This window comes from Burkholderia sp. AU45274 (genome assembly GCF_030482505.1).
Classification (GTDB): domain Bacteria; phylum Pseudomonadota; class Gammaproteobacteria; order Burkholderiales; family Burkholderiaceae; genus Burkholderia.
The window spans coordinates 87,822-111,807 of sequence record NZ_JAUJQE010000014.1; the positions used below are offsets into that span (position 1 = coordinate 87,822).

Below are 23,986 nucleotides of genomic sequence, written 5' to 3' on the forward strand. Positions count from 1 at the left end.
GAACCGGGTGACGATCCGGCTCGACCGCGCGTGCTTCGCGGACCCACGAGAATTCGAACAATCGTACAGGCGGCCGCCCTCGGGCCGGCCGGCAGGAGGGAGACAATGGCAATGACCCACGGATCGGCTTCGGGCTGGTCGGATGGCAAGCGTTACCTGTGGCTGCTCGGCGCGCTGACGATCACGCTGCCGATCCTCGCCGCCCAGCTCGCGCTGTCGACGGGCCTGCACGTATTCTGGTGGTTCGGCCCGCTGTTCGCGTTCGGCGTGATCCCGATCCTCGACACGCTGATCGGCGACGATCGCGACAACCCGCCCGAGGACGTCGTGCCGCATCTCGAACGGGAGCGCTACTACCGGTTGATCGTCTATCTCGCGACCCTCGTCGAATACGTCGCGTTCTTCGCGTGCGTCTGGATCGTCGGCACGCACGCGCTCGCCTGGTACGACTACGTCGGCTTCGCGCTGTCGCTCGGCGCCGCGACGGGCATCTCGATCAATACCGCGCACGAACTCGGGCACAAGACCGACCGCTTCGAGCGCTGGCTCGCGAAGATCACGCTCGCACCGGTCGCATACGGCCACTTCTACGTCGAGCACAACCGCGGGCACCACGTGCGCGTCGCGACGGCGGAGGACCCGGCGAGCGCGCGCTACGGCGAATCGTTCTGGGCCTTCCTGCCGCGCACCGTGGCCGGCAGCATCCGCTCGGCGTGGCGGCTCGAGAAGGCCCGCCTCGAACGGCTCGGGCATTCGCCGTGGACCTGGCGCAACGAAGTGCTGCACGCGTGGGCAATGACCGTCGTCGTGTGGGGCATCGCGATCGCGATGGCCGGCAAGGTCGTGATTCCGTTCCTCGTGATCCAGGCCGTCTACGGCGCGTCGCTGCTCGAAGTCGTGAACTACGTCGAGCATTACGGGCTCGGCCGCCGCAAGCTGCCGAACGGCCGCTACGAACGCTGCACGCCGCAGCATTCGTGGAACAGCAATCACGTCGTCACCAACCTGTTCCTGTACCAGTTGCAGCGGCACGCCGACCATCATGCGAATCCGACGCGCTCGTACCAGGCGCTGCGCCACTTCGACGATGCGCCGCAACTGCCGGCCGGCTACGCGACGATGATCCTGTTCGCGTACGTGCCGCCGCTCTGGTATCGCGTGATGAATCCGCGCGTCGTCGCGCACTACGGCGGCAACATGGCGCAGTCGAACATCAAGCCGTCGATCCGCGCCCGGGTGCTCGCGCAGTATCCGGCCGCGGCGTGATCGCGGGGGACGGGCCGGGGTCGATCGGCACAGGCGCGCCGCTGAAAGCCGGCGCCGCGCCGGCCCCGGTTCCATCGAAGTCCGGCGCGACGGCCGCCGCCATCACGCCATTTCCGGCAGCCTGAACACGGCCACCGCATGCCGCAGCGCGCTCGCCTGCTCGGCCAGTGCCTGCGTCGCGGCCGAGGCCTGCTCGACGAGCGCCGCGTTGCGCTGCGTCGCTTCGTCCATCTGCGTCACCGCGATGTTCACCTGCTGGATGCCGCCGCTCTGCTCCTGCGACGCGGACGAGATCTCGCCGACGATCGTCGTGACGCGCTGCACTGCGCCGACGATCTCGTGAATCGATTCGCCCGCCCGGCCGATCAGCACGGCGCCCTCGTCGACCCGCTTCGTCGACTGCTCGATGAGCCCCTTGATCTCCTTCGCAGCCGCGGCGCTGCGTTGCGCGAGCGTGCGCACTTCCGCCGCGACGACCGCGAAGCCGCGCCCCTGTTCGCCCGCGCGAGCCGCCTCGACCGCTGCGTTCAGCGCGAGGATGTTGGTCTGGAACGCGATGCCGTCGATCACCGCGATGATCTCGCCAACCTTGGCGGAGCTGTCGGCGATGCCATTCATCGTGCCGACGGCATCCGTCATCACGCCGCCGCCCGCCGCCGCGATGTTCGACGCGTCGTGCGCCAGTTGCGCCGCATGCTGCGCGTGCTCGGCCGACTGGCGGACGATGCCCGTGAGTTCGGTCATGCTGGCGGCCGTCTCCTCGAGCGACGCGGCCTGCGCCTCGGTCCGCGCCGACAGGTCGTGATTGCCCGACGCGATCTGGGCGCTCGCCGTCGCGACGGCTTCGGCATGCGTGCGCACTTCGAGCACGACACCCGACAGGCTCGTCTGCATCGTCTGCAACGCGCGCAGCAGATCGGCGATCTCGTCGCGGCCGGCCGCGTCGACGTCGCGCGTCAGGTCGCCTTCGGCGACGGCCTGCGCGCACGCCACCGCACGGTCGAGCGGACGCAGGATCGCGCGGCTGAACAGGAATGCGCCGACCATCGCGACGCCGAGCACGACCAGCATCAGCACGAGGCTCGCGGTCGTGGCGTGCTGCGCGTCGCGGCTCGCCTGCGCCGACACCGCGGCGCTCTCGTCGGCGATCGACTTCGCGGCCCGCTCCAGCAGCGCCGCCGGCTCGCGGTCCACGCCCGCCACCGCGGCATCGCCCGCCGACGGCTCGAAGCCGGCCGCCTTGAACGCGTCGAACCCGCGCCGGTAACCCTCGCCCATCGCCGTGTGCGCGCGCATGAACTGCTCGACGAGCGAGCGGCTCTCGCCGGGCGGCAACTGGTGAACGAGCTGCGCGGCGAGCATGTCGACCGTCCGCTCGCGCGTCTGGAACGCCTGCCAATACTTGTCGAGCTTGTCGGGCTGCTTGCCGCGCAACAGCGTGTCCTTCCATTCCTGCACTTGCAGTTTGAACTGGACGAGCGTGGCCGACACGAGCCGTTCGTTGCCGACGTTCGTCTGCACGTCGTCGGCGAACGTATCGATCGACCGATTGAGAATGTGGATACCGTACAGCGCGCCACAGAACATCAGCAGCAGCGCGACAGCGAATGCGAGGGGAATCTTGTAGCTCAGCTTCATGGAACCTTGAATCGACGGGGAACGATGCGATCCGGCACGAGCGCCGGCCGCCGCCCCGTGTTAACGGCCCGGGAAGCGCGGGCTTAAAGCTGAAGAAAGCGGCAAAGGCCGGACGCGTGTATCGAGGCAGGCCAGTGCGCTCAGGTGGGATGCGTGGCGCGCGGCCCGATTGTCGCGCCCCTGCGCGGGCCGCCATCCAGCAGCGCACGACGACGATCGACGGTACGCCGAGTACGATCCTTGCGGTCGCGTTGGACAGGTAGTGGCGCGGCCACCTTGGGTCGGCGTCGGCACGATCGTCGCGGCATTCAGCACGATCGATGCTGCGTTTGCCATTCAGCGCGGCTGTATCGAGGACGCGGCACGATCATGCATGCGGTGGGCGCCCCCGCATCTGCACGATCCGAATTGCCGAAGGTCGAGCTGTTGCCACTACAACCGCTTGCGACTCGATGCACGCACCGCGAACCCAAAACGAAAAACCCCTTGATCCTTCCGGATCAAGGGGCTTCGTATTTTGGCGGAGAGGGTGGGATTCGAACCCACGGTACGGGGAAACCGTACGCCTGATTTCGAGTCAGGTACATTCGACCACTCTGCCACCTCTCCTTCCTTGCTGCATCTCGCGGCTGGTCGTTTCCGCGAGAAAAAGATTATAAGACGATCGCTTCGTAGCTGACAAGCCCTTTCTGCAATTTTTTTTGCGAGGGCTTTGAAGGCCGCGTTACGACGCCTGTGCCGGCGCGTCGATACGCTCGATGCCGCCCATGTACGGACGCAGCGCTTCCGGCACCGTGACCGAGCCGTCCGCGTTCTGGTAGTTCTCCAGCACCGCGACGAGCGTGCGGCCGACGGCGAGACCCGAACCGTTCAGCGTATGCACGAGCTCCGGCTTGCCCTGCGCGTTGCGGAAACGCGCCTGCATCCGGCGCGCCTGGAACGCTTCGGTGTTCGAGCAGCTCGAGATCTCGCGATAGGTGTTCTGCGCAGGCAGCCACACTTCGAGATCGAACGTCTTCGCGGCCGAGAAACCCATGTCGCCCGTGCACAGCGTGATCACGCGGTACGGCAGGCCGAGCTTCTGCAGGATCGCTTCCGCATGGCCGACCATCTCGTCGAGCGCGGCGTACGACGTTTCCGGCGCGACGACCTGCACCATCTCGACTTTGTCGAACTGGTGCTGGCGAATCATGCCGCGCGTGTCGCGGCCGTACGAACCGGCTTCCGAGCGGAAGCACGGGGAATGCGCGGTCAGCTTGATCGGCAGGGCGGACGCGTCGACGATCGACTCGCGCACGGTGTTGGTCAGCGAGATTTCCGACGTGGAGATCAGGTATTGCGTGACCTTGTTGTCCTCGCCGCCCTTCTCGACGCGGAACATGTCGTCCGCGAACTTCGGCAGCTGGCCCGTGCCGTACAGGATCTCGGGGTTCACGATGTACGGCGTATACGTCTCGGTGTAGCCGTGCTGCTGCGTATGCGTGTCGATCATGAACTGCGCGAGCGCGCGGTGCAGGCGCGCGATCGAGCCGCGCAGCATCGTGAAGCGCGCGCCGGCGAGCTTCGCGCCGGTCTCGAAATCGAGGCCGAGCGGCGTGCCGACGTCGACGTGATCCTTCACCTCGAAATCGAACTGGCGCGGCGTGCCCCAGCGGCGCACCTCGACGTTGTCGGCTTCGTCCTTGCCGACCGGCACGCTTTCATGCGCGACGTTCGGCATGCCCAGCATCAGGTCGGACAGGCGCGCCTGGATCTCGCCGAGCTTGGCTTCTCCTGCCTTCATTTCGTCGCCGATCCCGCCGACCTCGGCCATCACGGCCGACGTGTCCTCGCCCTTCCCCTTCATCGCGCCGATCTGCTTCGACAGGCTGTTGCGGCGCGCCTGGAGCTCTTCGGTGCGGGTCTGGATCGCGCGGCGTTCCGCTTCGAGCGCGGAGAAGGCGGCGATGTCGAGGGTGTAGCCGCGATCGGCGAGGCGCTGGGCGACGCCGTCGAGGTCTTTGCGCAGCAACTGGATGTCGAGCATGGGAGGACTTGGAGAATCGTTGTGTAAGACGGGAATTCTAACGCACCGCGGGGCTGCCACGGCACTGGCCGGACGGACAATGCTGCAAACGGGCGATGACCGCGGCGCGACGGCCATGGCAGTATCGCAGTGCCGGACCGCCCGTCGGCGCCCGCGAAATCGCGCGGCATCGACGCGCCGCGGATCGCGAAACACCCGGGCGTGCCCGCCGCAACGCATCGAACGAGGCACGCGCCACCCGTCACAACGACTCAAGGAACCCGATGGCCATCGAACTGGAGAAGGACGTACGCGACCGCGCGATCGCGTCGCTGCAACGCTATTTCACAGAAAACATGGATGAGCCGATCGGCAACATCCAGGCGGGTGCACTGCTGCACTTCTTCGTCGAGGAAATCGCGCCCGCGATCTACAACCTCGCGATCGCGGATGCGCAGCAGAGCCTGCACGCCCGCGTCACCGAACTCGACATCGAGTGCCATCAGGAGCCGTTCGGCTACTGGAAGAAGCAGCCGGCCCGCAAGCGCTGACGCGTTCGCGGCACCGGCGCAGGCCGCGCCGGACGTTGCCCGGTCAGTCCTTCTTGCCGGCCTCGCGGTCGAGTTCGCGCAGCCACGCGAGCTTGTCGGCGATCTTCGATTCGAGCCCGCGCGGCACCGGCTGGTACCAGCGCGGCTCGCGCATCCCGTCCGGCAGGTACGTCTCGCCGGCCGCATACGCATTCGGCTCGTCGTGCGCGTAACGGTAGGCGTGACCGTAGCCGAGTTCCTTCATCAGCTTGGTCGGCGCGTTGCGCAGATGCACGGGCACCTCGCGCGACTTGTCCTGCTTCACGAACGCCATCGCCTGGTTGAACGCGTTGTAGCCCGCGTTGCTCTTCGCCGCGCACGCGAGATAGATCACCGCCTGTCCGAGCGCGAGCTCGCCTTCCGGCGAGCCGAGGCGCTCGTACGTTTCGGCCGCGTCGTTCGCCACCTGCAGCGCGCGCGGATCGGCGAGGCCGATGTCTTCCCACGCCATCCGCACGATCCGCCGCGCGAGATACTTCGGATCCGCGCCGCCGTCGATCATCCGGCAGAACCAGTACAGTGCGCCGTCCGGGCTCGAACCGCGCACCGACTTGTGCAGTGCCGAGATCTGGTCGTAGAAGTTGTCGCCGCCCTTGTCGAAGCGCCGTGCGTTCAGCGTCATTGCGCTGCTGACGAATTCGGCATCGATCGTCGCGGTGCCGGCCGACGTGGCCGCCGTCTGCGCCTGCTCGAGCAGGTTCAGGAAGCGCCGCGCGTCGCCGTCCGCGTAGCCGACCAGCGTATCGATTGCCTTGTCGTCGAACGACAGGCCGTCGAGTGCGATTTCCTGTGCGCGCTTCAGCAACTGCCGCATCTCGTCGTCGTCCAGCGACTTCAGCACGTACACCTGCGCACGCGACAGCAACGCCGAGTTGACCTCGAAGCTCGGGTTCTCGGTCGTCGCGCCGATGAAGGTCACGAGCCCCGACTCGACGAACGGCAGCAACGCGTCCTGCTGCCCCTTGTTGAAGCGGTGGATTTCGTCGACGAACAGGATCGTGTGGCGGCCGGTGCGGTTCAGCGTGTCCTTCGCCTGCTCCATCGACTCGCGGATGTCCTTCACGCCGCCGAGCACCGCGGACAGCGCAATGAACTCGCAGTCGAACGCGAGCGCGGTGAGCCGTGCGAGCGTCGTCTTGCCGACGCCGGGCGGCCCCCACAGGATCATCGAATGCGGCTTGCCCGATTCGAACGCGAGCCGCAGCGGCTTGCCTTCGCCCAGCAAATGCGTCTGGCCGATCACCTCGGCGAGCGTCTTCGGCCGCAGCGCCTCGGCGAGCGGGCGGCGCGGCTCGACTTGAAACAGGTCGGACATGAACCCTCGCTCCACATCAAACGATGGCGGCCGAACCGGCCGCCGGACCCGACATTATGACAGCCGCGCGAAAGCACCGCCGCGCCTGGTACCCGGCGCCCGGTGCCCGCGCCCAGAAACAACAAGGGCCTGCCGTCGCCGGCAGGCCCTTCGGTGAAACAGCAGCGCGCGGGCGCCGGTCAGCCGGTAATCACGTCGGCGCCCTTCGGCACGACGAACTTGAACGTATCGCCCTTCAGCGGCGGATTCGTCTGGATGTTCGTAAACGTCAGCAGCGTGACGTTGCCGAACACGTCGTGCAGTTCCATCGCGGCGAGCGTGCCGTTCTTGAAGCCGATGCCGATCCGCTGGAACTGCGTGTCCTGCGCCTTCGGCAGCATTTCGAGCCACTCGATGCCGCCCTTTTCGCCGGCATCGCGCAGCGTGTAGTTCTTCTCCAGATCGTTGCTGCCGAACAGGATCGCGGCGGGGCTCGCGCCCAGCGCGCCGTTCAGCTTGCGCTCTGTGACCTGGTTCAGGTCGCGGTCGTACACGTAGAGCTTGTCGCCGTCAGCCTGCAGCACCTGCTGGTACGGCTTCTGGTACGTCCAGATGAACTTGCCGGGGCGCGCAAACACGAACGTGCCGCTCGAATTGTCGGTGGGCTTCGGCACGGCCTGCGCGGCGCTCGCGCCCTTCGCCGGGGCCTTGACGATCTGCTGCGTGAAGTCGCCCTTCGCCGAACGCACCTGCGACACGAACGCCTTCAGTTGCTCGGTGCCGCCCGCGAACGCGTGCGTCGCCGCGAGCATCAGCGAGGCGCCGGCGAGCGCCGCGCCGAGCCAGCGCCGCGTCGAACGAAGGGACATTGCGAACGAATGTTGCTGCATATTGCGGTTTTCTCCCTGGGTGGCCGGCGCTGCGAACGCCGCGGACTCATTCCGCGTCGCGCGCCGGCACAAGAATTTCGCGGTTGCCGCTCGACGACATCGCCGACACGAGCCCCGACTGCTCCATCTGCTCGAGCAGCCGCGCCGCGCGGTTGTAGCCGATCCGCAGGTGGCGCTGCACGAGCGAGATCGATGCGCGGCGGTTCTTGATGACGATCTCGACCGCCTGGTCGTACAGCGGATCAGACTCCTCGCCGCCTTCGCCGGTTCCCGCGCCGGCCGAGCCCTCGTCGCCGTCGGCGGTGCCGCCTTCGAGCAGGCCCTCGACGTAGTTCGGCTCGCCCTGCTCCTTGAGCTTCTCGACGACGCGGTGCACTTCGTCATCCGCGACGAACGCGCCATGCACGCGCACCGGCAGCCCGGTGCCCGGCGCCAGGTACAGCATGTCGCCCATCCCGAGCAGCGATTCGGCGCCCATCTGGTCGAGAATCGTGCGCGAGTCGATCTTCGACGACACCTGGAACGCGATCCGCGTCGGCACGTTGGCCTTGATCAGGCCCGTGATCACGTCGACCGACGGACGCTGCGTCGCGAGGATCAGGTGGATGCCGGCCGCGCGCGCCTTCTGCGCGATCCGTGCAATCAGTTCCTCGACCTTCTTGCCGACGACCATCATCAGGTCGGCCAGCTCGTCGATCACCACGACGATGTTCGGCAGGCGGCCGAGCGGCTCCGGATCGTCCGGCGTCAGGCTGAACGGATTCGGCAGCTTCTCCTCGCGCTTCGCGGCCTCGTCGATCTTGTTGTTGTAGCCCGCCAGGTTGCGCACGCCGAGCTTGCTCATCAGCTTGTAGCGTCGCTCCATCTCGGCGACCGTCCAGTTCAGCGCGTGGCCGGCCTGGCGCATGTCGGTGACGACCGGGCACAGCAGGTGCGGAATGCCTTCGTAGACGCTCATTTCGAGCATCTTCGGATCGATCAGGATCAGGCGCACCTGGTCAGCCGTCGCCTTGTACAGCAGCGACAGGATCATCGCGTTGATCCCGACCGACTTGCCCGAGCCGGTCGTGCCGGCCACCAGCAGGTGCGGCATCTTCGCGAGATCCGCGCACACCGGCTTGCCGCCGATGTCCTTGCCGAGGCTCAGCGTCAGCGCCGACGACGCGGCCGCATAGACTTCGGAGCCGATGATCTCGGACAGGTGAACCGTCTGGCGGCGCTGGTTCGGCAACTCGAGCGCCATGTAGTTCTTGCCGGGGATCGTCTCGACGACGCGGATCGACACGAGCGACAGCGAGCGCGCGAGATCCTTCGCGAGGTTGACGATCTGGCTGCCCTTCACGCCGGTGGCCGGCTCGATTTCGTAGCGCGTGACGACCGGGCCCGGATACGCGGCGACGACGCTCGCCTCGACGCCGAAATCCTTCAGCTTCTTCTCGATCAGGCGCGACGTGAATTCGAGCGTATCGGCGGAAATCGCCTCCTGCGCCTTCGGCGCGGGATCGAGCAGCGACACCGCCGGCAGCGTCGAATCGCCCGGCAGGTCGGTGAAGAGCGGCACCTGGCGCTCGCGCTCGACGCGCTCGGACTTCACCGGCGTGACGACCGGCGGCACGATCGTCACGGGCTCGTGATCCTCGATGCGCACGCGCTCCTCTTCGACCTTGCCTTCGCGGCGCACGGCCGCGGCCTCGCCGAGCTTGCGGTCGCGCTCGGCCTCGCGGCGCAGCTTCGCGACGTTGACGGCGGACAGGATCGCGCCGCCGACACGCTCGGCGACCGACAGCCACGAGAAGCGGAAATACAGCGACAGGCCGATCGAGAGCGCGATCAGCAGCAGCAGCGTGCCGCCCGTGAAGCCGAACGCATGCGACATCGCACCCGCGACGGCCTCGCCGACGACGCCGCCCGGCGCGCGCGGCAACTGCACCTTCAGCGACCACATGCGCAGCGCCTCGATGCCGTCGCACGCCAGCACGACGAGCACGAACGCGAGGATTTCGGTGAGCCAGCCGATCGGCCGCTCGGGTTCGTCCGAGACCGCCTCGTGGCGCGTGATGCGGCGATAGTTGACGGCGATGCGCCGCGCGAGCGGCACGATCAGCCAGTAGGCCGACAGGCCGAACAGCAGCAGGATGATGTCGGCCGTCCACGCGCCGACGCGGCCGGCCCAGTTCGTGATGTGATCCACCTGGGCGGCGTGCGTCCAACTCGGATCGCGCCGGCTGTAGCTCAGCAGGGCCATCACCAGAAATGCGCAGAGCGCGACCTGGAGAATCCAGCGGATCTCCGTGAGGAGCTTCGACATCCGGTGCGGCAACGCCTGTGCCTGGGCGGAATAAGGAGCTTTTGCCATGAATCCGTATAAAGAGGACGGGCCGTGCGCCCGCCTGTCGTTCGATCCCGCTTATTGTAAACGCTGCACCGGGCCGCCAAGTGTAAATGACGGTTACATAACAGGGCCGGGGTCAAGACGGCCCCGCGGGTGCATTTCCCGGCAGCCCTTTCGCCGTGGTACGGGCGGCCCCGTCGGGCACCGCCGCGATGCCCCTCGAGCCGGTGCCAGGCCCCGCTGCACACGTGCGGCAACGCGCCGCCGGGCGCCCTGCCCACCCCGCGTGCGCGGCCGTTGCACTGCCCGACACTATCGCGACGATTGAAACTCTCGTTCGGCAACGCAGCAACGGGGCCTTTATAATGCGCGTCTGATACCCATCTATGACGGCATCCCGGTCAACCCGGATCGTACGGCGAGCCCTACCCCGCCCGCCGCGGCCGCCTTTTACGGATTCGCACATGTCCACGCCCAAACACGCCAAAGTCCTGATTCTCGGTTCCGGCCCCGCCGGCTACACGGCTGCCGTCTACGCGGCACGCGCCAACCTGTCCCCGGTGCTGATCACCGGCATCGCGCAGGGCGGCCAGCTGATGACCACGACCGACGTCGAAAACTGGCCGGCAGACGCGAAAGGCGTGCAGGGTCCGGAGCTGATGGCGCGCTTCCAGGAGCACGCGGAACGCTTCAACACCGAAATCGTGTTCGACCACATCCACACCGCGAAGCTGCACGAGCAGCCGATCCGCCTGATCGGCGATTCGGGCGAATACACGTGCGACTCGCTGATCATCGCGACTGGCGCGTCCGCGCAGTATCTCGGCCTGCCGTCCGAAGAAGCGTTCATGGGCAAGGGCGTGTCGGCCTGCGCGACCTGCGACGGCTTCTTCTATCGCAACCAGGAAGTCGCGGTGATCGGCGGCGGCAACACGGCCGTCGAGGAAGCGCTCTACCTGACCGGCATCGCGAAGAAGGTCACGGTGATCCACCGCCGCGACAAGTTCCGCGCGGAGCCGATCCTGATCGACCGCCTGCTGGAGAAGGAAAAGGAAGGCGCGGTCGTGATCAAGTGGGATCACGTGCTCGATGAAGTGACCGGCGAGGATTCGGGCGTCACGGGCCTGCGCATCAAGAACGTGAAGACCGGCGCGACGGAAGACCTCAACGTGCAGGGCGTGTTCGTCGCGATCGGCCACAAGCCGAACACCGACCTGTTCCAGGGCCAGCTCGAGATGAAGGACGGCTACATCCTGACGAAGAGCGGCCTGCACGGCAACGCGACGTCGACGAGCGTGCCGGGCGTGTTCGCCGCGGGCGACGTGCAGGACAACGTGTACCGCCAGGCGATCACCAGCGCCGGCACGGGCTGCATGGCCGCGCTCGACGCGCAGCGCTACCTCGAAAGCCTGCACGACAAGAAGTAAGCCGCGAGACCTGTCGCGCCGGGCGCTACAATGGCGTCCGCTGCCGCGAAGCGGGTCTGGCCGGACAAGCCGCTGCCGCCGTGCAGCGGCTTTTTTTTGCCCGCGCGCCCGAACGCGCCTGCCCTGCGTACCGAATCATGGCGAAGAACCAGCCCCATCCGAGCGATCCCGCGAAGCGGCAGATCGCCGCCCGTCCCGCGAACCCCGCGCCCGTCGCGCCGGCGCCCGCGCCCGATCCCGCCGCGTTGCGCGGCCAGGGGCTCGCGGGCCTCGGCGCGCTGCGCAAGTCGCTGCAAGGCGAAGCCGATCGCCGCGACCGCGAGCGCGTCGAAGCGGCCAAGGCCGAGCGCAAGGCGGAAGCCGACGCAAACCTGTTCCGCAACGAGATCGGCGCGATCCGCCCGCTGAACGCGCCGCCGCGCGCGGCGGCCGGCCGCACACCGCCCGACCCGGTGCCGAAGCAGACGCAGCGCGACGAGGAAGCCGTGCTGAACGCGACGTTGTCCGACGAATTCGATCCCGAGACGCTGCTCGACAGCGACGACTCGCTGTACTACCACCGCCCCGGCATCAGCCGCGACGTCGTGCGCAAGCTGCGCAGCGGCGCGTGGATCGTGCAGGCGCAGATCGACCTGCATGGAATGCGGCGCGACGAGGCGCGCGACGCGCTCGCCGAGTTCATCCGCGAAGCCGGCAAGAAGGGGCTGCGCTGCCTGCGCGTGATCCACGGCAAGGGGCTCGGCTCGATCGGCAAGGAGCCGGTGCTGAAAGGCAAGGTGCGTGCGTGGCTCGTGCAGAAGGAAGAAGTGATCGCGTTCTGCGAGGCGCGCGGCCACGACGGCGGCGCGGGCGCGGTGCTGGTGCTGCTGCAGCCGTTCGCGGCACCCGGGGACCGGGGGCCGCGTGCCGCATCCTAGGCTGACGCTCGCGATCGCGGTACTGGAGGCGATCGCCACGCTGGCCTTTGCGATCTCGGGCTTCATCGAGGCGCGCAAGAACCGTCTCGACTCGGTCGGCACGTTCGTGGTGGCGCTCGCCACCGCGTTCGGCGGCGGCACGCTGCGCGACATCCTGCTCGAACGCCGGCCGTTCTACTGGGTCGTGCACGACGACTACGTGATCGTGATCTTCGTGCTCGCGCTGTTCGCGCCGTTCGTGCTGCGGATGCTGTCGCGGCTGTCGGCCGAGCGATTGCTGCTCGTGGCCGATGCGATCGGGCTCGGGATCTTCAGCATCTCGGGTACGGCGATCGCGCTCGATGCCGAGATGCCGCGCTTCATCGCGGTGATGATGGGCGTGATCACGGGCGTGGTCGGCGGGATCATCCGCGACGTGCTGTGCAACGACATCCCGCTGATCCTGCGCGATTCGCGGCCCTACGCGACCTGCGCGTTCGTCGGCTGCTGGTTCTACCTGCTGCTCGTGTGGCTGCAGTTCGATTCCGTCTACAGCGTGCTGCTCGCGACCGGCTTCATCCTCGTCGCGCGGCTCGCGACGTTCAAGTTCGACGTGCGGCTGCCGCACTGACCTTGACTACCGCTGCGGCATCGACCGTCGCGCCAAAACAAAGGGGCCGTCCGAAGACGGCCCCTTTTTGCTTCCTTCAGCGCTCGCGCGACATCACGCGATCCGCTCTTCCGACGCCGGATCGAACAACACAGCCTTCGACACGTCGAACAGCAGCGACAGCGTCTGGTCGGGTTGCGGGTTCGCGGCCGGATGCACGCGGCTCACGATGCGCTTGCCGTTGACCTGCGCGAACACGTGCGTGTCCGGCCCGGTCGGCTCGGTCACGTCGACGCGCACGTCGAACGGCTGCAGGTGCGACGCGTCGCCGTTGTGCGCATGGCGCACGTCGGTGATGCGCTCCGGACGCAGGCCGAGGATCACCTCGCGGCCGACGTGCGACTTCAGCTTCGCCGCATCGAACGGCAGGTTCAGCACGCCGCGCTTGACGCCCGTGTCGACTTCAAGCGCGATCCCGCTGCCCTGCTCGACCAGCTTGCCGTTGATGAAGTTCATCGGCGGCGCGCCGATGAAGCCCGCGACGAACAGGTTCGACGGCGAATCGTAGATCTCCTGCGGCGCGCCGAACTGCTGAACCACGCCGTCCTTCATCACCGCGATCCGGTCGCCGAGCGTCATCGCCTCGATCTGGTCGTGCGTCACGTAGACGATCGTCGTGCCGAGGCGCTGGTGCAGCAGCTTGATTTCCGCGCGCATCTCGATGCGCAGCTTCGCGTCGAGGTTCGACAGCGGCTCGTCGAACAGGAACAGCGACGGATCGCGCGCGAGCGCACGGCCCATCGCGACACGCTGGCGCTGGCCGCCCGACAGCTGGCCCGGCTTGCGGTCGAGCAGGTGCTGGATCTGCAGCATCTGCGACACGCGGTCGACGATCTGCTGCTGTTCGCTCTTCGGCACCTTGCGGATGTTCAGGCCGAACGAGATGTTCTCGCGCACCGTCATCGACGGATACAGCGCGTACGACTGGAACACCATCGCGATGTCGCGATCCTTCGGCGACAGGTCGTTGACGACCTTGCCGTCGATGCAGATCTCGCCGCTCGTCACGGTCTCGAGCCCGGCGATCATGTTGAGCAGCGTCGACTTCCCGCAGCCCGACCCGCCGACCAGGATCAGGAACTGTCCGTCCTCGATCTCGATGTCGACACCCTTCAGGACCGGCACCCCGTTCGGGTAGGTCTTGTACACGTCACGGATGGAAAGGCTTGCCATGCTGTGAATCCTCTGTCTCGTCTCGCGCGGCGCACTCCGGCGCCGCGTCGGGTTCGTTTCGATGCGCCGCGCGCGAGGCGCGGCCGGTTCGTCGTATCGGATGAAGCCGCGCTTACCCCTTCACCGCCCCCGCCGTCAGCCCGCGCACGAAGTAGCGGCCCGCGACGATGTAGACGAGCAGCGTCGGCAGCGCGGCGATGATCGCGCCCGCCATGTCGACGTTGTATTCCTTCACGCCCGTCGACGTGTTGACGAGGTTGTTCAGCGCAACCGTGATCGGCATCGAATCGACGCCGGAGAACACGATCCCGAACAGGAAGTCGTTCCAGATCTGCGTGAATTGCCAGATCAGGCACACCATGAAGATCGGCAGCGACACGGGCAGCAGGATCTTCGTGAAGATCGTGAAGAAGCCCGCGCCGTCGATGCGCGCGGCCTTCACGAGTTCGGCCGGCACGCTCACGTAGAAGTTGCGGAAGAACATCGTCGTGAACGCGATGCCGTACACGACGTGCACGAACACGAGGCCCGGAATCGTGTTGGCGAGGCCGAGCATCCCCTGCAGGCGCGCCATCGGCAGCAGGATCACCTGGAACGGAATGAAGCAGCCGACCAGCATCATCGTGAACAGCGCGTCGGCGCCGCGGAAGCGCCAGTGCGTGAGCACGTAGCCGTTGAACGCGCCGATCAGCGACGAGATCAGCACGGCCGGGATCACCATCTGCAGCGAGTTCAGGAAGAACGGCTTCATGCCGTCGCAGCGCACGCCGGTGCACGCGCCGCTCCAGGCCTTCACCCACGGGTCGACGGTCCACGTGGTGGGCGGCGTCAGCAGGTTGCCGGTGCGCAGCTGGTCGAGATCCTTGAACGACGTCGACAGCATCACGTAGATCGGGAACAGGAAATACAGCGCGAACAGGATCAGTGCCGCATAGATCACTGCCCGGCTGATCGTCATCTTAGGCTGCATTGCGGGTGCTCCTCGATTCCATATACATCAGCGGCACCAGCACCGCGACCACGGTCGCGAGCATCATCACCGAGGACGCCGCGCCGAGCCCGAGCTGGCCGCGGTTGAACGAAAACGTGTACATGAACATGGCCGGCAGCGACGACGACGTGCCCGGGCCGCCCGCCGTCAGCGCGACGACGAGGTCGAAGGTCTTGATCGTGATGTGGCAGAGGATCAGCAGCACCGAGAAGAACACCGGGCGCATGCTCGGGATCACGATCTTGCGGTAGATGGTCGGCAGCGTCGCACCATCGACCTGCGCGGCCTTGAAGATCTCCGCATCGACACCGCGCAGCCCCGCGAGGAACAGCGCCATCACGAAGCCGGTCGACTGCCACACGGCCGCGATCACCACGCAGAAGATCGCCTTGTCCGGATCGTCGAGCCAGCCGAACGAGAAGCTCGTCCAGCCCCAGTCGTGCATCACCTTCTCGAGGCCGAGGCCCGGGTTCAGGATCCACTGCCACGCGGTGCCGGTGACGATGAACGACAGCGCCATCGGGTACAGGAAGACCGCGCGCAGCGCGCCTTCGTTGCGGATCCGCTGGTCGAGCAGGATCGCGAGGAACAGCCCGAGCGCGACGCAGATCACGATGAACGGAATCCCGAACCAGCCGAGGTTCGCGGCGGAGGTCCACCACACGTCGTTCTGGAACAGGTCCGAGTAACGGCCGAAGCCGTCGAATTCGTAGTTCGGCAACAGCCGCGAATTGGTCAGCGACAGATAGCCGGTAATCAGGATGAAGCCGTAGATGAACACCACGGCGATCGCGACGCTCGGCGCAAGCACGAGCTTCGGGATCCAGCGGTCGGCGAAGGCCGACATCGGCGACGTACGCCGTGCGGCGGCAGCGCCGGATCCGTTTCCGCTAAGAGGGGCAGCCACTTGATTCGACTCCTGGAACGAGGGCGACGCAGGCCGGGCCGGCGCCGGGTACGGCACGGGCTTCGCGGGCGAGCCCGTTTGCTGCGCATGCAAAAACGCCCGGCCGATGAAGCGTTTCCGGCCGGGCGCCTGTCGCGCGTTACTTGACCTTCGCGGCCTTCGCGAGCGCGGCGACCGCGCTCTTCGAATCCTGCTGCGAGTTCATGAACTTCGTCACGACGTCCGTGATCGCGCCGGCGGTCGCGTCGCTCTGCGCCATCCCGTGCGCGAGCGACGGGACGAAGCCGCCCGACTTGATCGCGGTCTGCTCGTCGGCATACGACTTCTTCGCGCAGTCGTCGAACTTGTCCATCTTCACGCCGAGGCGGACCGGCACCGAACCCTTCAGCAGGCTGAACTGCTCCTGGAAGTCCGGCGTCATGATCGTCTTCGCGAGCGCGAGCTGGCCCGGCGTCGCGTTCTTCTCGCCCTTCTGCTGGAAGAACACGAACGAGTCGACGTTGAACGTGTACGAATTCGCGGTGCCCGGCACCGGTGCGCAGACGTAGTCCTTGCCCGCCTTCTTGCCGGCGTTCTCGAACTCGCCCTTCGCCCAGTCGCCCATGAACTGCATGCCGGCCTTGCCGTTGATGACCATCGCGGTCGCGAGGTTCCAGTCGCGGCCGTTACGGCCGGTGTCGAAGTAGCCCTGGATCTTGCGCACCGTGTCGAACACGGACAGCATCTGCGGCGAGGTCAGCGTCGCCTGGTCGAGGTCGACCAGCGCCTTCTTGTAGAACGCCGGACCCTGCGACAGCACGACGTCTTCCCACAGCGTCAGGTCCTGCCACGGCTGGCCGCCCATCGCGACCGGCTGGATGCCCGCGGCCTTCAGCTTGTCGGCCACCGCGAAGAATTCAGGCCAGGTGGTCGGCACCTTCGCGCCGACCTTGTCGAGCGCGGCCTTGTTGATGTACAGCCAGTTCACGCGGTGCACCGAGAACGGCGCCGCGACGGTGTGGCCCTTGTACTTGATGATCTTGTCGATTTCCGGCGGCAGGTTCTGCTTCCAGTCGCCGGCAGCGGAATCGATGTTGACGAGCACGCCCTGGTCGGCCCAGTCCTGGATCAGCGGGCCCTTGATCTGCGCGGCAGACGGAGAATCGCCGCTGATCACCTTGGTCTTCAGCGCGGTCATCGCCGCGGCGCCGGCGCCGCCCGCGACCGCGAAGTCCTTCCACACGTAGCCCTGCTTCTGCACGTCGTCCTTCAGCACGCCGACGGCCTTCGACTCGCCGCCCGAGGTCCACCAGTGCAGCACCGTCACGTTCTCGGCTGCCTGCGCCGCCACGGCGCCGGCCATCAGACCTGCGGCGCAGAGCGCGCCCATGATCGAGCGAACTTTCATTACTTATCTCCTCCAGACTGAATCAACTCGTGAGGTTCCCTTGAGCGGGAACCGGCTTCTTGATAACGACGGGGAAATCGAGCCGCGGGACGCATGCAGCGTACGGGGCCGATGACCGGCCGGGCTCTTACAGAAAGCGTGAATCGAGATTCAACGGCGTGTCTCCTCTTGGTGTTTCTGGCCCGCCGCGATGATGCGGCGCGAGCCCGGGGCCGACGTCGCGCGGACGATGCGCGCCGTCAATGTCCGATAACATTCGGCACAAGGCGTTCCCGAAGATGAAGCTCGCGCAGTTCATCGACCGCACTTCTTTTTTTCTTCACCCAGGTGCTACCCCTTGCGGCGGATTGTAGTTAAACTACAATTCAGTGTCAAAAATATTTTTATCGCACTACGGATCGCTTCCGAGCACCCCCAACCCGGCGGAGACACATGCATACCGATTCCAGCTTTACCTTCGTACTTTTCGGCGGCACCGGCGATCTGTCGATGCGCAAGATCCTGCCTGCGCTGTTCGAAGCGCACCGTGCGAACATGCTGGCGGAGAGCGGCCGGATCGTCGCCGTGGCGCGTCATGAATCGGATCGGGCGTCCTATCTCGAATGGGTCGACACCCACGTGAAGCCGCACGCGGCCAAGGCCGCCGGCAACGCGTTCGACGAAGCTGCGTGGAAGTCCTTCCTCGATCGCATCGAGTACGTGCACCTCGATCTCGGCCGCGCGGAAGACTACGTCGTGCTGCGCGACGCGGTGGCAGCGCTGCCCGGCATCCGCGTGTTCTATCTCGCGACGGGCCCGTCGCTGTTCGTGCCGATCTGCAAGGCGCTCGCGTCGGTCGGCCTGAGCGAAGGCTCGCGCATCGTGCTCGAGAAGCCGCTCGGCTACGACCTGAAGTCGTCGAACGCGATCAACGACGCGGTCGGCGAGATCTTCGCGGAAGGCCAGATCTACCGGATCGACCACTACCTCGGCAAGGAACCGGTGCAGAACCTGCTTGCGCTGCGCTTCGGCAATGCGCTGTTCGAGCCGCTGTGGCGCCGCGAATGGGTCGAGAGCATCCAGATCACGATCGCCGAGGAGCTCGGCGTCGAGGCACGCGGCGATTTCTACGACAATACCGGCGCGCTGCGCGACATGGTGCAGAACCACCTGCTGCAACTGCTGTCGATCGTCGCGATGGAGCCGCCGCATTCGATGGATTCGGATTCGGTGCGCGACGAGAAGCTGCGCGTGCTGCGCGCGCTGAAGCCGGTCGATCCGCGCGACATCGGCAAGGTGGCCGTGCGCGGCCAGTATCATGCGGGCGTGATCAAGGGCGCGCAGGTGCCGGCCTACGCGACCGAACCGGGCGTGAAGCCCGATAGCCAGACCGAAACCTTCGTCGCATTGAAGGTCGAGATCGAGAACTGGCGCTGGGCCGGCGTGCCGTTCTTCCTGCGCACCGGCAAGCGGCTTGCCGATCGCGTCGCGGAGATCGTCGTCAATTTCCGCCCGGTGCCGCATTCGGCGCTCGGGCCCACCGCGCTGCGTCCCGGTTCGAACCGCCTCGTGATCCGGCTGCAGCCGAACGAGACGATCCGCCTGTACTGCCTCGCGAAGCAGCCCGGCGAAGGGATGAACCTCGCGAGCGTGCACCTCGACCTTGCGTTCGACCAGTTCTTCAAGGAAGGGCAGATGGAGGCGTACCAGCGCCTGCTGCTCGACGTGATCAACGGCCGCCTCGCCCTCTTCGTGCGACGCGACGAGCAGGAAGCCGCATGGCGCTGGGTCGAGCCTATCCTGAACGAATGGGCACGCACGCTGAAGCCGCCGAAGCCGTATGCGGCGGGCACGTGGGGGCCGGCCGCGGCGAGCGCGATGCTCGCGCAGCACGACACCTGCTGGCTCGAAGAAGAGAACTGATGCAAACCGTTGCCGCGCACGCCACCGTACGCGGCAACGTGCCCCACGATTCGTACGATTTGAACAGACAAAGCAGTCCGGAGGAGATGTGATCGAGATTCACGCTTTCGACACCCAGGAAGCGCAAAGCGAAGCGCTCGCGCGCGCCGTCGGCGATGCGCTGCGCGCCGCGCTCGCCGGCCCCGCGCGCCCGACGCTCGCGGTGTCCGGCGGCACGAGCCCGCGCCCGTTCCTGCACACGCTGTCGCACGCGGCGCTCGACTGGGCCGGCGTCGACGTGACGCTGGTCGACGACCGCTGGGTGCCGGAGGACGATGCAGCCAGCAACGCGCAGCTCGTGCGCGACACGCTGCTGCAGCACGCCGCCGCTCCTGCCCGCTTCCTGCCGCTCGTCGACACGCGCGCCGCGCTCGACGCGCACGTCGCCGCGCTGAACGCGAACGCCGACTACCGCGTGCCGAGCGTCGCGGTGCTCGGCATGGGCGAGGACGGCCATACCGCGTCGATCTTCGCCGATGCGCCCGAATGGGATCACGCGATCACGACGCCCGAGCGTTTCGTCGCCGTCCATCCCGGCGCCGCGCCGCATGCGCGGGTGAGCTTCTCGCTCGATGCGCTCAAGCGCGTCGACCGGCTGTTCCTGCTGATCGCGGGCGAACGCAAACGCGCGGTGCTCGACGCCGCGGCCGCATCGCTGCAGAAGAACGCGATTTCCCAACTGGCCAACGACAAGGGGACCCAGCTCGATGTCTACTGGTGCGCAAAGTAAGGCGGTCGTCGCGGGTCAGCATGCCGACGGCCCGCGCCTGCTCGCGGACGTCGGCGGCACCAACGCGCGCTTCGCGCTGGAAACCGGCCCGGGCGAGATCACGCAGATTCGCGTCTATCCCGGCGCCGACTATCCGACGATCACCGACGCGATCCGCAAGTATCTGAAGGATGTGAAGATCAGCCGCGTGAACCACGCGGCGATCGCGATCGCCAATCCCGTCGACGGCGACCAGGTCACGATGACCAACCACGACTGGAGCTTCTCGATCGAGGCGACGCGCCGTGCGCTCGGCTTCGACACGCTGCTCGTCGTCAACGATTTCACCGCGCTCGCGATGGCGCTGCCGGGCCTGACCGATGCGCAACGCGTGCAGGTCGGCGGCGGCGCGCGCCGCCAGAACAGCGTGATCGGGCTGCTCGGGCCCGGCACCGGGCTCGGCGTGTCGGGGCTGATTCCGGCCGACGACCGCTGGATCGCGCTCGGCAGCGAAGGCGGCCACGCGTCGTTCGCGCCGCAGGACGAGCGCGAGGACCTGGTGCTGCAGTATGCGCGCAAGAAGTTTCCGCACGTGTCGTTCGAACGCGTGTGTGCGGGCCCCGGCATGGAGATCATCTATCGCGCGCTCGCCGCGCGCGACAAGAAGCGCGTGGCCGCGACCGTCGACACGGTCGAGATCGTCGAGCGCGCGCATGCGGGCGACGCCCTCGCGCTCGAGACGGTCGAATGCTTCTGCGGGATTCTCGGCGCGTTCGCGGGCAGCGTCGCGCTGACGCTCGGCGCGCTCGGCGGCGTGTACATCGGCGGCGGCGTCGCGCTGAAGCTCGGCGAACTGTTCACGCGCTCGTCGTTCCGCGCGCGCTTCGAGGCGAAGGGCCGCTTCACGCACTACCTCGAGAACATCCCGACCTACCTGATCACCGCCGAATACCCGGCGTTCCTCGGCGTGTCGGCGATCCTCGCGGAGCAGTTGTCGAACCGCTCGGGCGGTGCGTCGTCGGCCGTGTTCGAACGGATCCGCCAGATGCGTGACGCGCTGACGCCGGCCGAGCGCCGCGTCGCCGATCTCGCGCTGAACCATCCGCGCTCGATCATCAACGATCCGATCGTCGACATCGCGCGCAAGGCCGACGTGAGCCAGCCGACCGTGATCCGCTTCTGCCGCTCGCTCGGCTGCCAGGGGCTGTCCGACTTCAAGCTGAAGCTCGCCACCGGCCTCACCGGCACGATCCCGATGAGCCACAGCCAGGTGCATCTCGGCGACACGGCCACCGACTTCGGCGCGAAGGTGCTCGACAACACGGTGTCCGCGATCCTGCAGTTGCGCGAGCACCTGAATTTCGAGCACGTCGAGAACGCGATCGAGATCCTGAACGGCGCACGGCGCATCGAGTTCTACGGGCTCGGTAATTCGAACATCGTCGCGCAGGACGCGCATTACAAGTTCTTCCGCTTCGGGATCCCGACGATCGCGTACGGCGACCTGTACATGCAGGCCGCATCGGCCGCGCTGCTCGGCAAGGGCGACGTGATCGTCGCGGTGTCGAAGTCGGGGCGCGCGCCCGAGCTGCTGCGCGTGCTCGACGTCGCGATGCAGGCCGGCGCGAAAGTGATCGCGATCACGTCGAGCAACACGCCGCTCGCGAAGCGCGCGACCGTCGCGCTCGAAACCGACCACATCGAGATGCGCGAATCGCAGCTGTCGATGATCTCGCGGATCCTGCATCTGCTGATGATCGACATCCTCGCGGTCGGCGTCGCGATCCGCCGTGCGTCGACGAACGGCGAACTGCCCGAGGCTGTCGCGCAGGCGAAGGCGCGCGCGAGCGACGACGAAACGGCCGACGTGCTCGACTGGCTGAGCCACGGTGCATCGCCGGCGGCGAAGGACGTCGCGCGGGATTGACGCGGCGGTAAAGGAACGTCACGGGTGAATGACACCCCGAACGCCGGACGGCTGATCCAGCGTTCGGGGTGTTTTGCATTGGGGAGCCGCGCCGAACCACGGCGGCTCGACAAGCATCCACCATGACGTCTGCCGAGAGCTGCACGTGACTTCACGTGTTCGTACGCGCTCCCATTTTCGAACACGTCCAATTGTCAGCCGTTGCCCAAGCTCCGTAACTTCCTTCACTCCGCTGATGCCGCCATCCCGGTCCGACGCGAGAAATGACGCGTTTCTCACAGAACCCCGATTGGCATCGACGGCATCACGTTCATCCAGTTTGTGGAGAGGGATATGCCTAGACCACGTTTTTCAGCCGCATGGGCAGCATGTAAAGCGCATTTACGCGCCGATAAATTCCGCGGAAAAGGTTGCGCGAGCGATTGGGGCAACGTGGCACCCATATCCAGCGACGGGGCAAAGCAGAAGTGATCAAATTCCCGCCTTCGCCGGGAGGCTGCACCCGGGACGATAGGCACGGGATCGTTCTCTTCGAGGTTTCAGCCTCGTCGATAGCCTGAGAGAGGAACACTATAATGAACAATACCTATGACTTTGGTACACATCGAGATCTCACGCCGATGGAGCTGTTTTTCCTTGTCTTTATCGATGGAGACATGCAAGGAGCTTGGCGTTGACGATGTAGCGGCAGTAGTTGCCATTGTGGCGGGTCAAAATTGGATGCCAAAACGAGCAAAGCCCTTTGGTACCACGCCGGGTACTTCTGTTGCGTCGATATTGAGTCGCAAGTATCTGGACTACGATTTGAAGAAGAAGATCCTCCCGACGCTGACCAACGCCAGCGTTAAGCGATTGAAGTTCATTATGGTAAGAAACATTGGGGTTTTCGTTGGGCGCGCGGTTCCTGTCGTTGGCTGGGTCATTGCTGCCAACAATGTCACGATGATCAGCATCCGTTCCGTGTCGCGCTATAACGCGCTTGTTAAGCCTGAGGACAAGGTGTTCTGATGAGCCAGTTTACATGGAACGAGTTTGAGGATTTTGTGAGAAGGGTGGCCGATGTTAGTCCTAAAAAAAATCTCACAAAAGGCCATGCCGTCGAGGGTGATTTGGATATCACTGGCGACGATGCGGTCGAGTTTATGGAGAGGTTTTTCGATAAATTTCCGGTGCAAGTTGGAGATTTTGAGTTCAGTCGCTATTTCTCAGGAGAGGGCTTTAGCTTGATTGAAGTTGCGCGGATGGCTTTCTCCAGAAAACGCCGAAAAAAATATGAAAAAGTGCCATTGACTCTAGGTATGCTCTATCAGGCTATTTTAGATGGAGAGTGGAACAATCAGCGCTTGGAAAGTCTGCCGCGCTGATCGCACCTCGCCGAATAGACCGGTTTATTTTTAGGCGATGTGTTGGATCCGTGCACATCTCTGGGTGTCAGCCATGAGACAAAATCCGCTGCTCCGGTGTGTGATGTTCTGGGCATTGACGTTCGCGGCACAGTCCGGCCACGCCGCGGATACGACGTCGTCACCGCAAGCAAGCGCCCGGTCCTATGCGCAGAACTACAAGGACATGATGCTCGCGGAATGTGTCGCAACCGCTTATCGGGATCAACCTTCTGCTGCGATGGACGCGGGAAGCAGCGCCAGCGCCCTGATGGACTGGACATACTTCGATCTGGAGCGGAACCCCGACGCGGGCAAATCGCTGGTCAATCGCTTTCTCGCACGGGACTATCGCAATCCGATCGTCGAATCCGAAGTCAAAGGCGTGAAGTTCGATTTTTTGAAATGCGTGGATCTGTACCACAGCAAGGAACTCAACGCCCAAGCCAAGCGGTTCGTGATCAACCCAAAGCGCAGCTACGAACTCGACAATCGCTCGTCTGACCGTTCCAAATGACGCTGACGTGAGAAGTCGAATACATGGCCCGCATTGACTACACG

Annotated in this window: 19 protein-coding genes, 1 tRNA gene and 1 pseudogene; 11 read left to right on the forward strand and 10 right to left on the reverse strand. The window is 65.9% G+C overall.

What is annotated here, in order from left to right:
* The first annotated feature begins 105 nt into the window (after nt 1-105).
* Nucleotides 106-1,266: an alkane 1-monooxygenase gene (locus QZM35_RS33470; protein ID WP_301777558.1), complete on the forward strand. Its 1,161-nt coding sequence runs from the start codon at nt 106-108 to the stop codon at nt 1,264-1,266.
* Between the two features lie 102 nt (nt 1,267-1,368).
* On the opposite strand, the gene QZM35_RS33475 is transcribed toward QZM35_RS33470, so the two are convergent.
* From QZM35_RS33475 to serS, 3 genes are all read right to left on the reverse strand, one after another.
* A complete protein-coding gene (locus QZM35_RS33475; protein ID WP_301777559.1) occupies nt 1,369-2,904 on the reverse strand; it encodes a methyl-accepting chemotaxis protein in 1,536 nt (511 codons plus the stop codon).
* 518 nt (nt 2,905-3,422) lie between these two features.
* Nucleotides 3,423-3,513: transfer RNA gene (locus QZM35_RS33480), tRNA-Ser, on the reverse strand.
* A gap of 115 nt (nt 3,514-3,628) precedes the next feature.
* The gene (gene serS / locus QZM35_RS33485) at nt 3,629-4,930 is read right to left on the reverse strand and encodes a serine--tRNA ligase (RefSeq protein WP_089424732.1); all 1,302 of its coding nucleotides are present in this window, start codon (nt 4,928-4,930) and stop codon (nt 3,629-3,631) included.
* 263 nt (nt 4,931-5,193) lie between these two features.
* Here serS and QZM35_RS33490 point away from each other — a divergent pair, with 263 nt between their 5' ends.
* Nucleotides 5,194-5,460: a DUF2164 domain-containing protein gene (locus QZM35_RS33490; protein ID WP_047850576.1), complete on the forward strand. Its 267-nt coding sequence runs from the start codon at nt 5,194-5,196 to the stop codon at nt 5,458-5,460.
* 43 nt (nt 5,461-5,503) lie between these two features.
* Here the strand turns inward: QZM35_RS33490 and QZM35_RS33495 are convergent, their stop codons facing one another.
* The 3 genes from QZM35_RS33495 to QZM35_RS33505 form a co-directional block, all read right to left on the reverse strand.
* Complete coding sequence (locus QZM35_RS33495) at nt 5,504-6,814, reverse strand: replication-associated recombination protein A (protein ID WP_089472320.1); 1,311 nt, start codon at nt 6,812-6,814, stop codon at nt 5,504-5,506.
* A gap of 179 nt (nt 6,815-6,993) precedes the next feature.
* Entirely contained in the window at nt 6,994-7,683 is a 690-nt protein-coding gene (gene lolA / locus QZM35_RS33500; RefSeq protein WP_089424729.1) for an outer membrane lipoprotein chaperone LolA, read from the reverse strand.
* Nucleotides 7,684-7,729: 46 nt separating this feature from the next.
* Nucleotides 7,730-10,039 (reverse strand): DNA translocase FtsK, encoded by a 2,310-nt coding sequence (locus QZM35_RS33505; RefSeq protein ID WP_301777560.1) that lies wholly within the window; start codon nt 10,037-10,039, stop codon nt 7,730-7,732.
* 440 nt (nt 10,040-10,479) lie between these two features.
* Between QZM35_RS33505 and trxB the strand changes: the two genes are divergently transcribed.
* The 3 genes from trxB (at nt 10,480) to QZM35_RS33520 (ending at nt 12,969) form a co-directional block, all read left to right on the forward strand.
* Entirely contained in the window at nt 10,480-11,442 is a 963-nt protein-coding gene (gene trxB / locus QZM35_RS33510) for a thioredoxin-disulfide reductase (RefSeq protein WP_089430738.1), read from the forward strand.
* Nucleotides 11,443-11,579: 137 nt separating this feature from the next.
* On the forward strand, nt 11,580-12,359 hold the full coding sequence (locus QZM35_RS33515) for a Smr/MutS family protein (RefSeq protein ID WP_089424726.1): 780 nt from the start codon (nt 11,580-11,582) through the stop codon (nt 12,357-12,359).
* Nucleotides 12,346-12,969, forward strand: coding sequence for a trimeric intracellular cation channel family protein (locus tag QZM35_RS33520; protein ID WP_174973486.1), 624 nt, complete (start codon nt 12,346-12,348; stop codon nt 12,967-12,969). Before QZM35_RS33515 ends, QZM35_RS33520 begins: the two co-directional genes overlap by 14 nt.
* A 93-nt stretch (nt 12,970-13,062) precedes the next feature.
* On the opposite strand, the gene QZM35_RS33525 is transcribed toward QZM35_RS33520, so the two are convergent.
* From QZM35_RS33525 to QZM35_RS33540, 4 genes are all read right to left on the reverse strand, one after another.
* Nucleotides 13,063-14,181 carry an ABC transporter ATP-binding protein gene (locus QZM35_RS33525; protein WP_089472317.1) on the reverse strand — a complete coding sequence of 373 codons (1,119 nt, stop codon included), beginning with the start codon at nt 14,179-14,181 and terminating at the stop codon, nt 13,063-13,065.
* 112 nt (nt 14,182-14,293) lie between these two features.
* Entirely contained in the window at nt 14,294-15,151 is an 858-nt protein-coding gene (locus QZM35_RS33530) for a carbohydrate ABC transporter permease (RefSeq protein WP_011544828.1), read from the reverse strand.
* A complete protein-coding gene (locus QZM35_RS33535) occupies nt 15,141-16,079 on the reverse strand; it encodes a carbohydrate ABC transporter permease (protein WP_039343490.1) in 939 nt (312 codons plus the stop codon). Before QZM35_RS33535 ends, QZM35_RS33530 begins: the two co-directional genes overlap by 11 nt.
* A gap of 139 nt (nt 16,080-16,218) precedes the next feature.
* Nucleotides 16,219-17,466, reverse strand: coding sequence for an ABC transporter substrate-binding protein (locus QZM35_RS33540; RefSeq protein ID WP_069247370.1), 1,248 nt, complete (start codon nt 17,464-17,466; stop codon nt 16,219-16,221).
* A 432-nt stretch (nt 17,467-17,898) separates the two neighbouring features.
* On the opposite strand from QZM35_RS33540, the gene zwf reads away from it, so the two are divergent.
* The 6 genes and pseudogenes from zwf to QZM35_RS33570 all read left to right on the forward strand — a co-directional run bounded on the left by zwf (nt 17,899) and on the right by QZM35_RS33570 (nt 23,942).
* Nucleotides 17,899-19,368, forward strand: a complete 1,470-nt coding sequence (zwf, locus tag QZM35_RS33545) for a glucose-6-phosphate dehydrogenase (protein WP_089424725.1) — start codon at nt 17,899-17,901, stop codon at nt 19,366-19,368.
* 88 nt (nt 19,369-19,456) lie between these two features.
* On the forward strand, nt 19,457-20,137 hold the full coding sequence (pgl, locus tag QZM35_RS33550; protein ID WP_089424724.1) for a 6-phosphogluconolactonase: 681 nt from the start codon (nt 19,457-19,459) through the stop codon (nt 20,135-20,137).
* Nucleotides 20,115-22,043 (forward strand): bifunctional transcriptional regulator/glucokinase, encoded by a 1,929-nt coding sequence (locus tag QZM35_RS33555; protein WP_006476653.1) that lies wholly within the window; start codon nt 20,115-20,117, stop codon nt 22,041-22,043. The genes pgl and QZM35_RS33555 overlap by 23 nt, the downstream gene beginning before the upstream one ends.
* A 575-nt stretch (nt 22,044-22,618) precedes the next feature.
* Nucleotides 22,619-23,051, forward strand: a pseudogene (locus QZM35_RS33560) (STM2901 family protein).
* A complete protein-coding gene (locus tag QZM35_RS33565) occupies nt 23,051-23,407 on the forward strand; it encodes a DUF1493 family protein (protein WP_089424722.1) in 357 nt (118 codons plus the stop codon). Before QZM35_RS33560 ends, QZM35_RS33565 begins: the two are co-directional and overlap by 1 nt.
* A gap of 73 nt (nt 23,408-23,480) precedes the next feature.
* The gene (locus tag QZM35_RS33570; protein ID WP_089424721.1) at nt 23,481-23,942 is read left to right on the forward strand and encodes a type VI secretion system amidase immunity protein Tai4; all 462 of its coding nucleotides are present in this window, start codon (nt 23,481-23,483) and stop codon (nt 23,940-23,942) included.
* Nucleotides 23,943-23,986: the final 44 nt, after the last annotated feature.